Raw genomic sequence first — 15,407 nt, forward strand, 5'->3', positions numbered from 1 at the left:
CTGTCAGCGGCATCAGGCAGCATGTCCTCCATGTCCGTACTGACGCGCGACGAAGCGCAAGCCCGTGCCAGCCTCCTGGACGTCCACCGGTACACGGTCGAACTCGACCTCACCACCGGGGACGAGACCTTCGACTCCCGTACCGTGATCCGCTTCGCGGTGACGGCGGGCCACACCGGCGCGGACACGTTCGTCGAGGTCAGGCCCGCCGAGCTGCGCTCCGCCACCCTCGACGGCCACCCCCTGGACCCCGCCGCCCTCACCGACGGCCGACTGCCCCTCAAGGGCCTCGCCGAGGGCGAACACGAACTGCGCGTGGACGCCGCGATGCGCTACTCCCGCACCGGCGAGGGCATGCACCGCTTCACCGACCCCGCCGACGGCGAGACCTACCTCTACACCCAGATGTCCCTGGAGGACGCGGCAGCCGTCTTCGCCAACTTCAACCAGCCCGACCTCAAGGCCGTCTTCGAGTTCACCGTGCGCGCCCCCGAGGGCTGGACCGTCCTCGCCAACGGCATCACCACCGAGACCGCCGACGGCCTCTGGCAGGCCGCCCCCACCCCCCGCATCTCCACCTACCTCGTCGCCGTCGCCGCAGGACCCTGGCACTCCGTCCGCAGCGAACACCGCGGCCTCCCCTTCGGCCTGCACTGCCGCCGCTCCCTCGCCCCCCACCTCGACACCGACGCCGACGAACTCCTCGACATCACGCGCGCGTGCTACGACCGCTACCACGAGAAGTTCGAGGAGCCCTACCCCTTCGACTCCTACGACCAGGCGTTCGTCCCCGAGTTCAACTTCGGCGCCATGGAGAACCCCGGCCTCGTCACCTTCCGCGACGAGTTCGTCTACCGCTCCGCCGTCACCGACACCGAACGCCAGACCCGCGCCATGGTCATCGCCCACGAAATGGCCCACATGTGGTTCGGCGACCTCGTCACCCTCCAATGGTGGGACGACATCTGGCTCAACGAGTCCTTCGCCGAGTACATGGGCTACCAGACCCTCACCGAAGCCACCCGCTACACCGACACCTGGACCGACTTCGGCGTCTCCCGCAAGGCCTGGGGCTACGACGCCGACCAGCGCCCCTCCACCCACCCCGTCGCCCCCGAAGCCGTCGACGACACCGCCGCCGCCCTCGTCAACTTCGACGGCATCTCCTACGCCAAGGGCGCCTCCGCCCTGCGCCAACTCGTCGCCTGGCTCGGCGAGAAGGACTTCCTCGCCGGCATCAACACCCACTTCGCCCGCCACCGCTTCGGCAACGCCACCCTCGCCGACTTCATCGACTCCCTCTCCGCCGCCACCGAACGCGACGTCCACGCCTGGGCCGACGCCTGGCTGCGCACCACCGGCGTCGACACCCTCACCCCCCGCCTCACCAACGGAGACGGCGGCACCCACACCCTCACCGTCCGCCACGAAGGCAGCCGCCCCCACCGCGTTGCCATAGGCCTCTACGACCACGACAGCGCCGGAGACGGCACCCTCGCCCTCCGCGAACGCGTCGACCTCGACATCCCCCAGGACGCCCCGCAGCCCATCGGCAAGCGGCCCGCCCTCCTCCTCGTCAACGACGGCGACCTCACCTACGCCAAGGTCCGCTTCGACCCCGAATCCTTCAAAACCGTCCGTACGGCCCTCTCCGGCCTCCCCGACCCGCTCACCCGCGCGGTCGTCTGGAACGCCCTCCGAGACGCCCTGCGCGACGGCCAACTCCCGCCCGCCGACTACCTGGAGACCGTCCGCGCCCACCTGCCGCGCGAAACGGACCTCGCCCTCGTCCAGGGCGTCCTCACCTTCGCCTCCACCGTCGTCGCCGACCGCTACCTGCCCCCGCAGGAACGCCCCGCGGCCCTCGCCACCCTCGCCTCCCTGTGCCGCGACCTCATCCGCCGCACCGAGGACGGCGACCACCCCGGCCTGCGCCTCATCGCCGTACGCCACTTCATCGACGTCGCCGCCCACCCCGACACCATCGCCGCCTGGCTCGTCGACGGCACCGTCCCCGGCGGCCCCGAACTCGACCCCGAACTGCGCTGGCGCGTCCTGGCCCGGCTCGCAGTCCTCGGCGCCACCGACGAGACGGAGATCGACGCGGAACTCGCCCGCGACCCCAGCGCCTCCGGCCAGGAAGGCGCCGCCCGCTGCCGCGCCGCCCTGCCCGACCCCGAGTCCAAACTCCGGGCCTGGGAACAGATGTTCACCTCCGACGACCTCTCCAACTACCTCTTCGTCGCCACCGCCCAGGGCTTCTGGCAGCCCGAACAGGCCGACCTCACCGACGAGTACGTCAAGCGCTACTGGACCGACTCCGTAGCCGTCGCCGCCCGCCGTGGCCCCGCCATAGCCGACGCCGCCGGCCGCTGGGCCTTCCCCGCCCACCTCGCCACCCCCGAAACCCTCCGCCTCGGCGAGGAATGCCTGCGCGACGCCGACCCGATACCGTCCCTGCGCCGCAAACTCGTCGACCAACTCGACGACCTGGCACGCGCACTGCGCGTACGCGAGGGGGTTACGGAAGGGGCGCGGGAACAGGCGTAACCGCGCCGCCAGGGCCCGGCACTGCTGCGCAGACGTAGTGCCGGGGGTACGGGGGACCACTGGGCGCGTCGGCCTTCCTCACGCCAGGAGGGCCGGCCCACCTCGGCCGGACGTCCGTAGCTTCATCATGGCCCGGCACAGGCGTAGGGCCGGGGACGCGGGGCACATGCGCACCGGGCCGCGCCTGTCGAACGCCTGTCCACAGAAGGGGACTTCGCGAGCGGTCGCCGTCGGCCGTGGGACTCAGCCGCGAGCGCCCCTACGGGAGATGGGCCCGACCCGTTCGGCGCCCACCCCCTGCCTCGCACACCCTCCCCGCACAACCCCCCGTACCCCCTTTCGGGTTCCGATCGTTGGTCTTCCCGGGCGCGTCGCCCCCGCCCCGTCCAAGCTGGAACTCCCCAGCCACGCGCCCCGGGAGGACCATCATGCGTACGCCGCCCCTCGCCTCGGGCGCCGAAGGCCCCGACGCCCTGCGGCCGTTGCTCGAGACGGTCCTCGACGCCCTCACGGACGGCGCACGCGCGCGCGGCGGGCCACTCCCGGCCGGCGGCCCCGAAACCGTCGCGCAGCAGGTCCGCGACGCCACCGGAGACGTACTGCCCGACCAGGGCGACCCCAACGCCCTCTACGACCTCGTACGCGCCCTCGCCGAAGGCTCCGCCGACCCCGCCCACCCCCACTGCGCCGCCCATCTGCACTGCCCGCCCCTCGCCGTCGCCACCGCCGCAGACCTCGCCGCCAGTGCCCTCAACCCCTCCCTCGACTCCTGGGACCAGGCCCCGGCCGCCTCCGAACTCGAAGCGCTGGTCACGAGAACCCTCGCCGCCGAGATCTACGGGGGCGCAAGGGCGAGTGGGCCGAAGGGGCGCGCCGGTGTCGAGAGCACGAGCGCGCGGAGGCCCGAAGGGCCGAGCACGGCCGGGGTCCCGACACCGGCTGTAGCGCCCCGGAGGCGAACCGAGCCTCCAACGGAAGGGGACGCCCTCGTCACCACCGGCGGCACCGAGTCCAACCAACTCGCCCTGCTCCTCGCCCGCGAGACACACCCAGGCGTCCGCCTCGTCTGCGGCGCCAACGCCCACCACTCCCTGCCCCGCGCCGCCTGGCTCCTCGGACTCCCGGAACCGGTCGTGGTGCCCGCCCCCGCCGGCACCCTCGACCCCGCCGCCCTCGACGAGGCCCTGACGGAACTGCCCGGCCCCCGAGGCTCACTCCTCGTCGCCGCCACCGCCGGCACCACCGACGCCGGACTCATCGACCCGCTGCCCCAGATCGCCGCCCTCTGCGCGGCCCACGGCGCCCGCCTCCACATCGACGCCGCATACGGCGGCGGACTCCTCTTCAGCGAACGCCACCGCCCCAAACTCGCCGGCCTCGAACACGCCGACACCGTCACCCTCGACCTGCACAAACTCGGCTGGCAACCCGTCGCCGCAGGCCTCCTCGCCGTCAAAAACCCGGGCGACCTCACCGCACTCGCCCACCAGGCCGACTACCTCAACGCCGACGACGACACCGACGCGGGCCTCCCCGACCTCCTCGGCCGCTCCCTGCGCACCACCCGGCGCCCCGACATCCTCAAAATCGCCGTCACCCTCAAAACCCTCGGCCGCGACGGACTCGGCACCCTCGTCGACCAGGTCTGCGCCCACGCCCACGAGTTCGCCCGCCAGGTCCGGGCCCACCCCGGCTTCGAGCTCTACGACCCGCCCACCATCAGCACCGTGCTCTTCCGGCCCACCGACGCGACCGACGACGCCGTCGCCGCCGTACGCCGAAAACTCCTCCACGAAGGCCGCGCCGTCCTCGGCCGCGCCCTCCTCCACGGCCGCCTCTGGCTCAAGGTCACCCTCCTCAACCCCCACACCCGGCCGGACGACCTGGCCGCACTCCTGAAGCTGGTGGAAGGAAACACCTCCCGATGACACCACTGCCACCCCCCACGCCCGCCGTTGATCCGACGTCCGCGCCCGCCCCCGACACCCCCCACGACCTCGTCGGCATCGGCATCGGCCCCTGCAACCTCTCCCTCGCCGCCCTCGCCCACCCCCTCCCCGAACTCGACACCGTCTTCTACGAACAACACCCCCGCTTCGACTGGCACCCCGGACTCCTCATCGACGGCTCGACCGTCCAAGTCCCCTTCCTCGCCGACCTCGTCACCCTCGCCGACCCCGCAAGCCCCTGGTCCTTCCTCAGCTACCTCAAGACCCGTGAACGGCTCTTCCCGTTCTACTTCGCCGAGCGCTTCCACATCCAACGCGCCGAATACGACGCCTACTGCCGCTGGGTCAGCGAGAACCTCCCCCGACTCCACTTCGGCCACCAGGTCGACGCCGTCCGCTGGAACCCCGAACGAGACGTCTTCGAAGTCGACTACACCCAACTCGACGCCGAAGGAGAAGCCGAAGCCCTAGGCCGCACCTACACCAGGAACGTCGTCCTCGGCATCGGCAGCGAACCCCACATCCCCGAACCCCTCAAACCCCTCGTCGAAGCCCCCACCGTGCCCGTCCTGCACGCGGCCGACTACCTCGCCCACCGCGACCGACTCCTCACCGCCGAACACGTCACCGTCATCGGCTCAGGACAGACCGGCGCCGAGATCTTCCTCGACCTCCTCCGCCACCGCCCCCCAGGACGCGAGAAGATCCACTGGCTCGGCCGCACCGAGGCCTTCGCCCCCATGGAGTACTCCAAACTCGGCCTCGAACACTTCACCCCCGACCACACCCGCTACTTCCACGCCCTCCCCGAACCCGTCCGCGACCGCCTCGTCGCCGCCCAATGGCAACTCCACAAAGGCATCGGCGCCGACACCATCGCCGCCATCCACGACGAGCTCTACCACCGCACCCTCCACGGCGGCTGGCCAGAAGCCGTCCTCACCCCTGGCGTCCACGTCCGCACCGCCGGCCGCGTCGCCACCACCAAAGTCGAACTCCACCTCGAACACACCCAACGAGGCACCCGCACCCGCCTCACCACCGACGCCGTCGTCCTCGCCACCGGCTACCGCGACCGCCCCCTCGACCGCATCCTCGCCGGCCTCGACCCCTACCTCCGCCGCGACAACGCCGGCCGCCCCCGCATCGACGACCAGTACAGACTCGTCCTCGACCCCGCCATCACCGGCTCCGGCAGCCACGTCTACGTCCAGAACGCCGAACTCCACACCCACGGCGTCGGCACCCCCGACCTCGGCCTCGTCGCCTGGCGCAGCGCCACCATCCTCAACTCCCTCACCGGCCGGGCCCCTTACCCCCTCCCGACCAGAACCGCCTTCACCACCTTCGGCCTCGAACAACCACTGCCCCAGGTCCCCACCCCCCGCCAGAGCCAGGAACGAGGAAAGGGCCAGCACCAAGTGCTGACCCCTCTCGTGGACGGAATCTGAGGCAACCGCGCCACAGAAGCCGGTGACTAGAACACAGGCGTACCGTCCCGCGTCAACTTCCAGTCCACCGACGCGAACTCCGCCGGATCCAGCACACCCTTCGCCGTCACCCACTCGGAGATCCGCGTCCGGATCTCCGTCGACTCCGACCACAACTCCTGCGCCGACGCCACATGCGGGAACGCCCCACCACCATTGGCCCGGTAGTTGTTCACCGCGAACACGAACTGCTGAGCGTCATCCAGCGCGGCACCGTTGTAAGCCAGGTTCTTGATCCGCGAACCCGCCGCCTGCGCGATGTCGATGTCGTACGTCAACCCCGACACATAGTCGTAGTTGTAGTCCGGCCGGCCACCCGCGTTCGTCAACTTCTCGACATCGACCGTCACATCCGCGGCCGTCTGCACGAAGTACTGCGCCGAGTACTCCAGATACGCCCGCACCTGCGCACCCGTCAGCAACTTCGCGACCAGCGTGTTGTCGTACACATACAGACTCGACAGATCCCGGATCGTCACGTCACCGGCCGGGATCTCCGACGTCCGCGAGAACGGCGACGCCTGCGCGATCACAGGCAACGACGCATACGACGTCCCCACCAGCGCCGCCCGCACCACGTCCTCCTGGACCTTGGTGATCAGATCGATGATCGGGGCGTCCTTGTACCGCGCGTCCACCGTCGTCAACGTGTCCGTCGCCGTCCCGACCACCTGATTGACGTACGCCACGACGACGTCGTGCTCGTCCTTCAGCAGCTTCGTGATCCTTGGGTCGTCCGCGACCGTCTTCGAGTCACGCACCGTCGCCGCCACCGACTCGACGGCCCACTTGCCCTTCGCGAACACCAGCTCGATGTCGAACAGCGACAACCGCTCCGCGTACGCCAGCGGCTCCGACAGCACCACCGTCTTCCCCGTCGCCGTGTTCGTCACCTTCAGCTCGGCGATCTCCGTGTGCGCGTGCCCGACCAGAATCGCGTCGATCCCCGGCACCTGCTGCGCCACCAACGCCGCCGAGTTCTCGACGTACGGCAGCTGATCACCGTACGAAGAAGTCCCCGAAGACCCGGAGTGCGCCGACACCACAACGACATCCGCGCCCATCGAACGCAGCTTCGGCACCCACTTCGCCGCCTGCTCCTCCAGACCCGGGAACGTCAGCTTCCCCTGCACATACGCCTTGTCCCAGATCGCGATACCCGGGTTCGTCAGCCCCAGCACAGCCACCTTGACCGGCGGAGCACCCTGCACCCGGAACGTCTTCATGAAGTACGGAGGAAACGCCGGCTTCAGCGTCTTCGCGTCCAGCGCGTTCGCACCCAGCAGCGGGAAACGGCACTGCGACTCGAACTTGCGCAGCGTCTCGATGCCGTAGTTGAACTCGTGGTTGCCCAGCGCCACCGCGTCGTACCCAATGGCGTTCATCGCCTGCGCCATCGGGTGAACCGGCCCGCCCTTGGCGGTGATCGGGTCCACCTTCGCGTAGTAGTACGTCAGCGGCGTGCCCTGAATCGTGTCGCCCGCGTCGAGCAGCAGCGTGTTGCGACGCCCCTTCTCCTTACGGACCTGTTCCACCAGCGTCGAGATCCGGGCCAGCCCCTGCGCGTTGCCCTTCGCGTCGGAGTACTCCGCGTTCTTGAAGTAGTCCCAGTTGAAGATGTGCCCGTGCAGGTCCGTCGTGCCCATCACGGTCAGGGAGTACCGCTTCACCGGCTTCGAGGGCCTCGCGGGCTTCTTCGCCTCCGCGGCCTGCGCAGCAGGAGCCACGACAGCGCTGGTCAGAGCAACCCCCGCCCCGGTCACAGCGGACTTCGTCAGGAACTTCCGGCGGTTCAACGGCATGTTTCGGGCTCCTCGGGGAATGGTCAACGACGCGCGTAGATTCTGACCCGAGCATGACCGGCCGCAACAGCCCCCGAAGGTTTCGATCTGATGACCGGCAGGGACGGCAACAGGGCCCGCAACCACCCCATGAGTGACAGAGTGGGACGTATGACCTCCACCCCGGAGCACCCCACCGCCGTCCCCTACGGCACCCCCGACGCCCCCCGCATAGCCGTCCGAGGCGAAGCCCACCTCGAAGTCGACCCCGAAATCGCCCGCATCGGCATCACCGTCAGCGCCAGGGGAACAGACCGCCGCACAGCCCTCGACGACCTGACCCGCCGCAACGCCACTGTCCTCGACCTGGTGAAAACATACGGCGACGCGGTAGAACGCCTGGAAACAGGAGCCTTCTCCATCGCTCCGGAACTCACCAAACACGGCAGAGGCGAACGGGTCCGCGCTTACCACGGCCGCGTGCACCTCACCGCCGAACTCACCGACTTCACCGCCCTCGGCGAACTCACCAGCCGCCTCGCCGACCTCGACCTCACCCGCGTAGACGGCCCCTGGTGGGCCCTGCGCCCCGACTCCCCGGCCCACCGCGACGCCCGCCGCCAAGCAGTACGCGAAGCCGTACAACGAGCCCGCGAGTACGCCGAGGCATTGGGGACCTCACTGGCGGCGCTCGTGGAGCTGGCCGACGTGGGCGCGGAAGCCGCACAGCCCATGGGGTACGAGGCCCAGTCACGCTCCCTGCGCCGCGCCGCCTTCGCCGGAGCCGAGGTTGCGGACGAAGCGGCACCACTCGACCTCGAACCGCAACGGCAACAGGTGTACGCCCAGGTGAACGCCCGCTTCACCATGGTGCCGCCACAGCTGTAAACAGGCTGTTGAAATACTCGGTTGAAACGCTCATCGGATGCTCATCAGAGCAACCCGGCGCACAATTCAACAGTTGTCAATAACCCTTCACGCAAAGGTTGTTGAGTAGTCATGCAGGGCCAATTCCCTACCCACCGGTAAGGCCTACGCTCGAAACATGCGCCGAGCGAAAATCGTCTGTACTTTGGGCCCCGCCACCGACTCGTACGACCAGATCAAGGCACTGGTCGACGCCGGAATGGACGTCGCCCGCTTCAACCTCAGCCACGGCACCTACGCCGACCACGAGGTGCGTTACCAGCACGTCCGCAAGGCAGCCGACGAAACCGGCCGCAGCATCGGCCTCCTCGCCGACCTTCAAGGCCCGAAGATCCGACTCGGCCGCTTCGCCGAAGGCCCCGTACTCCTTGAACGCGGAGACACCTTCACCATCACCGTCGAAGAGGGCGTGGAGGGCGACCGCCAGACCTGTGGGACGACCTACGCCGGCCTCGCCGCCGACGTCACCCCCGGCGAACGCATCCTCGTCGACGACGGCAAGGTCTGCCTCGAAGTCACCGCCGTCGACGGACCCCGTGTCCACACCAGGGTCGTCGAAGGCGGAGTGATCTCCGACCACAAGGGCCTCAACCTCCCCGGCGTAGCGGTGTCCGTCCCCGCCCTCTCCGACAAGGACGAGGCAGACCTGCGCTGGGCGCTGCGCACGGGCTTCGACGTCATCGCGCTGTCCTTCGTCCGCAGCGGACGGGACATCGACGACGTCCACCGGATCATGGACGAGGAACACCGCCGCCTGCCGGTCATCGCGAAGGTGGAGAAGCCGCAGGCGGTCGAGGCGATCGACGACATCGTTGCCGCCTTCGACGGCATCATGGTCGCGCGCGGCGACCTGGGCGTCGAGATGCCGCTGGAGCAGGTCCCGATCGTCCAGAAGCGGGCGATCAAGCTGGCGAAGCGCAACGCCAAGCCGGTGATCGTGGCGACGCAGATGCTGGACTCGATGATCGAGAACTCGCGTCCGACGAGGGCGGAGGCGTCGGATGTCGCGAACGCGGTGATCGACGGCACGGACGCGGTGATGCTGTCCGGCGAGACGAGCGTGGGCAAGTACGCGATCGAGACGGTCCGGACGATGGCGAAGATCGTGGAGGCGGCCGAGGAGGACATCCTGGCCAAGGGCCTCCCGCCCCTGACGGACCGCAACAAGCCCCGTACGCAGGGCGGTGCGGTGGCGCGTGCGGCAGCTGAGATGGGCGACTTCCTCGGCGCGAAGTTCCTGGTGGCGTTCACGCAGAGCGGCGACACGGTGAAGCGGTTGTCGCGCTACAGGTCCCCGATCCCGCTGCTGGCCTTCACTCCCGACCCGGCGACGCGCTCGCAACTGACGCTGACGTGGGGAGTGGAGACGTTCCTGGGCCCGCACGTCGACTCCACGGACGCGATGGTGGACCAGGTGGACGAGCTGTTGCTGAAGTACGGACGCTGCCAGAAGGGCGACGTGGTGGTCATCACGGCTGGCTCCCCGCCCGGCGTCTCGGGCTCGACCAACCTGGTGAGGGTGCACCACATCGGCGAGGACGACAGCCCCAAGTAAGCGTGGAGCGAAGGGCCCCTCCTGGGTGGAGGGGCCCTTTGGGGTTCAGTGCTTGGGGCCTACGTGGGTGTCCATGAGGGCTACGGAGGCTTTGCGGGCGACGGAGATGTTCTGCGCGTTCGCCTGCTTCCAATCGACGCCCACTTTGTCGAGGGTGTCGGTATAGAGCTGCCTGATATCGGGGGAGAGGTTCGTGAAGAAGTACCGGGGGTATTCGTAGCGCTTGCGTTCACCAGTGATGACCTTCTCGGTCCAGTTGGTGATTCGGCAGCCGTCGGAGTGGACGAGGCCCCGGATGAACTCCCATGGGTGCGAGTCGACAATCTCCTGCTGCCAGTTGTCGAGAACGATCCGGCGTTCGTGCTTCTTGCCGGGCCCGTGCTGAGGGAAGAAGCAGGGCCAGTGGGCGCTGTAGCCGACCACGGAAACGTAGCCCTTGGCTTGGACTCGGTACGCGCGCTTTCCCGGGTTGAGCGCTTGGACGGCGGCTTCGCACGCGTCGATCAGACCGGGCCACGCGTCTGCGCACGCGATGCGCAAGTAGTGCCCCGTGCGGGAATGGGCGCTGATGCATCCGTCGCCGAGATACAGGCCGAGAAGGTAGGAGTAGGCGGCGGTGTCTTCGGGATGACTCGGGGCCGACTGGCACCAGGGCTCGCTTGCGAGTGCCAATGTCGTACATGTGGACACCCTGTGCGAGTGATCGCTGCGACACGCAGCAAAAAGCGGATGTTCACCAGAACGGGAACATCCGCTTCTTGAGGGAAACCTTCGAATTGAAGGAAAAGTGCCCCGGGTCGGACTCGAACCGACACTGTATGGGTTTTGAATCCATTGCCTGCTGCCAATTGGGCTACCGGGGCCCAGTGAATCGAAGGTTTGCCTCGACCCGCTGCCCGACTACCTTACCGCAGCTAGGTACGCTCTTGTCAGCAGCACCCCGCCCTGATCAAGGAGCCCCCGTGACCGCCCCCGAGTCGCCCCAGCCCGCAGACGCGCCCGACGACGACAAGTCGCACGTGCCTCCGCTGACGACCCGTGTCGTCATTGCCGAGGACGAGGCGCTCATTCGGCTCGACCTCAAGGAGATGCTCGAAGAAGAGGGCTACACCGTCGTCGGCGAGGCCGGTGACGGTGAGGAGGCCGTGGAGCTTGCCCGTGAGCACCGGCCCGATCTCGTCATCCTCGATGTGAAGATGCCCAAGCTCGACGGCATCTCGGCGGCCGAGAAGATCGCCGAGGAGTCCATCGCCCCGGTACTGATGCTCACCGCCTTCTCGCAGCGCGACCTCGTCGAGCGGGCCCGGGACGCCGGAGCCATGGCGTATCTCGTGAAGCCGTTCAGCAAGAGCGATGTCGTGCCGGCGATCGAGATGGCCGTCTCGCGGTTCAGCGAGCTGCGCCAGCTGGAGAACGAGATCGCGGATCTCACCCAGCGTCTGGAGACCCGCAAGCTGGTCGACCGTGCGAAGTCGGTCCTCCAGACGTCGTACGGCCTGACCGAGCCGGCCGCGTTCCGGTGGATCCAGAAGACGTCGATGGACCGGCGTATGTCCATGCAGCAGGTCGCGGAGGCGGTCATCGCCGATGCCGAGGAGAAGAAGGCCGCCAAGGACTGACGTAGCCACAGACAGGCGTACGAGGAGGCCCGCACCCCCGGCCAGGGGTGCGGGCCTCCTCGTACGTGCTCTCGAAGAACCTAGTCCTCGCCGAGGTACGCCTTGCGTACCGACTCGTCGTGGATGAGGTCCTGGCCGGTGCCGGAGAGGACGATGTTGCCGACCTCCATGACATGGCCCTGGTCGGCCAGTGACAGCGCCGCCTGGGCGTTCTGCTCGACCAGGAGGATCGTCGTGCCCGTGGACTTGAGCTCCAAGATTGTCGCCATGATCTTCTGCATCATGATCGGGGAGAGGCCCATGGAGGGCTCGTCGAGCATGAGGAGCTTGGGCTGGGACATCAGGGCGCGGCCCATGGCGAGCATCTGCTGTTCGCCGCCCGAGAGGGTTCCCGCGGCCTGGCTGCGGCGTTCACCCAGGATGGGGAAGAGGTCGTAGGCGCGCTGGATGTCCTTTTCGATCCCTTCCTTGTCCTTCCTCAGGAACGCTCCGAGCTGGAGGTTCTCGAAGATGCTGAGGCGCGGGAAGATGTGCCGGCCCTCGGGGGAGTGGGCGAGGCCGAGGGAGACGATCTTGTGGGCGGGGACGCCGTTGAGGGGCTTGCCGTCGAACAGGATCTTGCCGGAGGTCGGCTGCAGGAGGCCCGACAGGGTGCGCAGGGTCGTCGTCTTGCCGGCGCCGTTGGTGCCGATGAGGGTGACGACCTGGCCTGCTTCGACGCTGAAGGAGATGCCCTTGACGGCTTCGATCTTGCCGTACGAGACCCTGAGGTCCTCGACTTCGAGGAGTGCGGTCACTGGCCTTCTCCCTTCGTGCTGGTGGTGCTCGCCGCGTCGGCGGCGGCTTCGGCGGCTTCCACCTCTGCGACTTCTGCCTGGCCGGGGTCGCCTTCGAAGGGTTCGCCGAGGTAGGCGGCGATGACGCGTTCGTCGGCCTGGACGACCTCGGAGGTGCCCTCGACGAGCTTTTCGCCCTGGACGAGGACGGCGACGCGGTCGGACAGGTTGAAGACGAAGCGCATGTCGTGCTCGATGAGGAGGACGGCGATGCCCTTGTCACGGATGGCGAAGACCAGGTCCTCGGTCGCCCGCGTCTCCTGGGGGTTCATACCGGCCGTCGGCTCGTCGAGGAGGAGCAGGCCCGGCTCCGACGCCATCGCGCGGGCGATCTCCAGCTTGCGCTGTTCGCCGTACGGGAGGTTGCGGGAGAGGTGGTCGCGCTTGTGGGCGAGGCCGATGAACTCCAGGAGTTCCATGGCCCGTTCCTCGCTGGCCTTCTCCGCCTTCTTGAAGCCGGGGCCGCGCAGGAGGGCGGACCAGAGGCCTTCCTTGGTGCGGGTGTGGCGGCCGACGAGGACGTTCTCCAGGACCGTCATGTTGGCGAACAGACGGATGTTCTGGAACGTACGGGCGATGCCTGCCTGGGTGACCAGGTGGGGCTTCGGGGGGAGGACGGTTCCCTTGTAGGAGACCGTGCCCTCGGTGGGGACGTACAGGCCCGTGAGGCAGTTGAAGAACGTGGTCTTGCCGGCGCCGTTGGGGCCGATGAGGCCGACGATCTCGCCGCTGTTGACCGTGAAGTCGACGGAGCGGACGGCGGTGAGGCCGCCGAAGCGCATGGTGACGTTGCGCGCTTCGAGTACGGGGGTGGGTGTGCTTGTGGTCATGGTGGTTACGCCCCCGCCTTGGTGACGGCCGGATCGTCGGCGAGTGTTTCTGTGTCGGGTACGTCGAGCTGGCCGGTCTCGTGGAATTCGAGCTGGTTGCGGCGGTTGGCGATGATGCCCTCGGGGCGGAAGCGCATGAGGACGATCAGGGCGATGCCGAACGCGAGCAGCGACTTGTCCTGGAGGAAGACGAGCTTCTCGGGCAGGAGGTAGAGCAGGGCCGCGCCGAGGATCGGGCCGGCGACCGTGCCCATGCCGCCGAGGACCACCGCGGCCAGGAGGAACGCCGAGTTGGGGGGCGTCGAGCCGGCGAACTGGTACGGGGTGGGGACCACGCTGTAGGTGACGTGGGCGCTGACGGTGCCGGCGAGGCCGGCGAGGGACGCGCCGAGGGCGAAGGCGATGAGCTTGACGCGGAAGCCGTTGATGCCCATGGCGGTGGCGGCGGTCTCGTCCTCGCGGATGGCGATCCAGGATCGGCCGATGCGCGAGTCGGCGGCGCGGGTGTAGACGAGAACCACGATCGCCATGATCAGGACCATGAGGAGGTAGTAGTTCGCGAACCGGCCGAGGGTGAAGCCGCCGACGTCGTGGGCCTGGCCGAAGTTGAATCCGAAGAAGTCGAGGTCGGGGATGGACGGGATGCCGTTGGGCCCGTTGGTGATGTCGGGTCCTGAGACGCCGTCCATGTTGTTGACGGCGATGCGGAAGATCTCTCCGAAGCCGAGGGTGACGATGGCGAGGTAGTCGCCGCGCAGTCGCAGGGTCGGGGCGCCGATGAGGACGCCGAAGATGAGCGATGCGGCGGCGCCGGAGAGGGCGGCGGCCCAGAAGGGGAACTGGACGCCGGAGAAGCGGGAGAACTCGGAGCCGGAGACGAGGGCGGCGGTGTAGGCGCCGACGCCGAGGAAGGCGACGTATCCGAGGTCGAGGAGGCCGGCGAGGCCGACGACGATGTTGAGACCCAGGGCGACGGTCCCGAAGATCAGGATGTTGACGCCGATGTTGGCGTAGTGGTCGTCGGTCTGGGTGAAGGGGAACGCGATCGCGGCGGCGAAGCCCATGGCGAGCGTGAAGCCGCGGTGGTGGGCGACGAGCCGGGAGAAGCGGTCGGTGAGGCCGGCGGAGTGCAGGGCCCACATGGCGAAGACGACGAGGATGAGGTAGCCGATGAACAGCTCGCCGTACTCGGTGTCGATGCCGTAGGTGAAGACGCCGAGGCCGACGGCGGTGACGGCGGTGATGACCGCGCGCTCGATCCAGGGGGCGAGTGCTCCCGGTGCGGGGACGCGGTCGGGCTTGGCGATGTAGGCGGCCAGGCCCTTGAAGGTGGCGATGACGATGCGGGTGTTGGAGGGGATGCCACCCTTGCGCAGGCCCGCGTCGAAGGCCGCCTTGGCGTTGTGGGTCTCGTCTGCTCCGGCGGGGAGGGCGAAGGCGCCTATGACCGCGAGGAGGGAGGCGACGGCGGCGACGTACGCGCCCGGTTCGAGGTTGACGAGGCCGTCGAGGTTGACGGCGATCGCGATGACGGTGAACCAGGTGGTGCCGAAGGCGCCCAGGGCGGTGAGTACGGCGGGGCCGTTGTTGCCGGCGGGCAGGAGCCAGCCGAGGCCGCGGATGCCGTAGCCGGAGAGGGCGAAGAGGGTGATCAGGATGCCACCGGTGAAGGTGAGCCACTGGAGGCCGCCGGGGTAGCCGGTGATGGTGAGGTCGCCGGGGAACTCGGAGGTCCAGGTCCAGGCGAGGAATGCGGAGGCCGCGGTGGCGATGGCGCCGACGAGGGTGAGGGCGCGGGCCGCGGTGGGCGGCAGCGGGATGAGGCCCGGCTCGGTGGCGGGCGTCGTTTTGGTGAGGTCGGTCAACGTGA

At 68.6% G+C, this 15,407-nt stretch carries 11 protein-coding genes and 1 tRNA gene; 6 read left to right on the forward strand and 6 right to left on the reverse strand.

Going from position 1 to position 15,407, the window contains the following annotated elements; all coding sequences use genetic code 11:
* The first annotated feature begins 30 nt into the window (after positions 1 to 30).
* The 3 genes from pepN to ACWDR4_RS20975 all read left to right on the forward strand — a co-directional run bounded on the left by pepN (position 31) and on the right by ACWDR4_RS20975 (position 5,950).
* A complete protein-coding gene (pepN, locus tag ACWDR4_RS20965; RefSeq protein WP_450410489.1) occupies positions 31 to 2,550 on the forward strand; it encodes an aminopeptidase N in 2,520 nt (839 codons plus the stop codon).
* 428 nt (positions 2,551 to 2,978) lie between these two features.
* Entirely contained in the window at positions 2,979 to 4,478 is a 1,500-nt protein-coding gene (locus ACWDR4_RS20970; RefSeq protein ID WP_450410490.1) for a pyridoxal phosphate-dependent decarboxylase family protein, read from the forward strand.
* A complete protein-coding gene (locus ACWDR4_RS20975; RefSeq protein ID WP_450410492.1) occupies positions 4,475 to 5,950 on the forward strand; it encodes a lysine N(6)-hydroxylase/L-ornithine N(5)-oxygenase family protein in 1,476 nt (491 codons plus the stop codon). Before ACWDR4_RS20970 ends, ACWDR4_RS20975 begins: the two co-directional genes overlap by 4 nt.
* A gap of 26 nt (positions 5,951 to 5,976) precedes the next feature.
* Here ACWDR4_RS20975 and ACWDR4_RS20980 read toward each other — a convergent pair whose 3' ends face one another.
* Positions 5,977 to 7,791: a bifunctional metallophosphatase/5'-nucleotidase gene (locus tag ACWDR4_RS20980; protein ID WP_450410494.1), complete on the reverse strand. Its 1,815-nt coding sequence runs from the start codon at positions 7,789 to 7,791 to the stop codon at positions 5,977 to 5,979.
* A 150-nt stretch (positions 7,792 to 7,941) separates the two neighbouring features.
* Between ACWDR4_RS20980 and ACWDR4_RS20985 the strand changes: the two genes are divergently transcribed.
* Together ACWDR4_RS20985 and pyk are read left to right on the forward strand one after the other, a co-directional pair.
* On the forward strand, positions 7,942 to 8,658 hold the full coding sequence (locus ACWDR4_RS20985) for an SIMPL domain-containing protein (RefSeq protein ID WP_389350076.1): 717 nt from the start codon (positions 7,942 to 7,944) through the stop codon (positions 8,656 to 8,658).
* A gap of 157 nt (positions 8,659 to 8,815) precedes the next feature.
* Positions 8,816 to 10,252, forward strand: coding sequence for a pyruvate kinase (gene pyk, locus ACWDR4_RS20990; RefSeq protein WP_450410496.1), 1,437 nt, complete (start codon positions 8,816 to 8,818; stop codon positions 10,250 to 10,252).
* A gap of 45 nt (positions 10,253 to 10,297) precedes the next feature.
* Here pyk and ACWDR4_RS20995 read toward each other — a convergent pair whose 3' ends face one another.
* Positions 10,298 to 10,924 carry a helix-turn-helix domain-containing protein gene (locus ACWDR4_RS20995; RefSeq protein ID WP_450410497.1) on the reverse strand — a complete coding sequence of 209 codons (627 nt, stop codon included), beginning with the start codon at positions 10,922 to 10,924 and terminating at the stop codon, positions 10,298 to 10,300.
* Between the two features lie 116 nt (positions 10,925 to 11,040).
* Positions 11,041 to 11,115, reverse strand: a tRNA-Leu gene (locus ACWDR4_RS21000).
* Between the two features lie 99 nt (positions 11,116 to 11,214).
* Here ACWDR4_RS21000 and ACWDR4_RS21005 point away from each other — a divergent pair.
* Positions 11,215 to 11,871 (forward strand): ANTAR domain-containing response regulator, encoded by a 657-nt coding sequence (locus tag ACWDR4_RS21005; protein ID WP_450410499.1) that lies wholly within the window; start codon positions 11,215 to 11,217, stop codon positions 11,869 to 11,871.
* 80 nt (positions 11,872 to 11,951) lie between these two features.
* Here the strand turns inward: ACWDR4_RS21005 and ACWDR4_RS21010 are convergent, their stop codons facing one another.
* Genes ACWDR4_RS21010 through ACWDR4_RS21020 form a run of 3 tightly spaced genes read right to left on the reverse strand, consistent with a single transcriptional unit; the run spans position 11,952 to position 15,402 of the window.
* Positions 11,952 to 12,668: an ABC transporter ATP-binding protein gene (locus tag ACWDR4_RS21010; protein WP_450410500.1), complete on the reverse strand. Its 717-nt coding sequence runs from the start codon at positions 12,666 to 12,668 to the stop codon at positions 11,952 to 11,954.
* The gene (locus ACWDR4_RS21015) at positions 12,665 to 13,537 is read right to left on the reverse strand and encodes an ABC transporter ATP-binding protein (RefSeq protein ID WP_450410502.1); all 873 of its coding nucleotides are present in this window, start codon (positions 13,535 to 13,537) and stop codon (positions 12,665 to 12,667) included. Before ACWDR4_RS21015 ends, ACWDR4_RS21010 begins: the two co-directional genes overlap by 4 nt.
* Positions 13,538 to 13,542: 5 nt before the next feature.
* A complete protein-coding gene (locus tag ACWDR4_RS21020; protein ID WP_450410625.1) occupies positions 13,543 to 15,402 on the reverse strand; it encodes a branched-chain amino acid ABC transporter permease in 1,860 nt (619 codons plus the stop codon).
* Positions 15,403 to 15,407: the final 5 nt, after the last annotated feature.

Source organism: Streptomyces sp. NPDC000878 (genome assembly GCF_053599695.1).

Bases quoted from the DNA above. Each gene is read 5' to 3' on its own strand.
- pepN (WP_450410489.1), top strand. From the start codon at position 31: ATGTCCGTACTGACGCGCGACGAAGCGCAAGCCCGTGCCAGCCTCCTG.
- ACWDR4_RS20970 (WP_450410490.1), top strand. From the start codon at position 2,979: ATGCGTACGCCGCCCCTCGCCTCGGGCGCCGAAGGCCCCGACGCCCTG.
- ACWDR4_RS20975 (WP_450410492.1), top strand. From the start codon at position 4,475: ATGACACCACTGCCACCCCCCACGCCCGCCGTTGATCCGACGTCCGCG.
- ACWDR4_RS20980 (WP_450410494.1), bottom strand. From the start codon at position 7,791: ATGCCGTTGAACCGCCGGAAGTTCCTGACGAAGTCCGCTGTGACCGGG.
- ACWDR4_RS20985 (WP_389350076.1), top strand. From the start codon at position 7,942: ATGACCTCCACCCCGGAGCACCCCACCGCCGTCCCCTACGGCACCCCC.
- pyk (WP_450410496.1), top strand. From the start codon at position 8,816: ATGCGCCGAGCGAAAATCGTCTGTACTTTGGGCCCCGCCACCGACTCG.
- ACWDR4_RS21015 (WP_450410502.1), bottom strand. From the start codon at position 13,537: ATGACCACAAGCACACCCACCCCCGTACTCGAAGCGCGCAACGTCACC.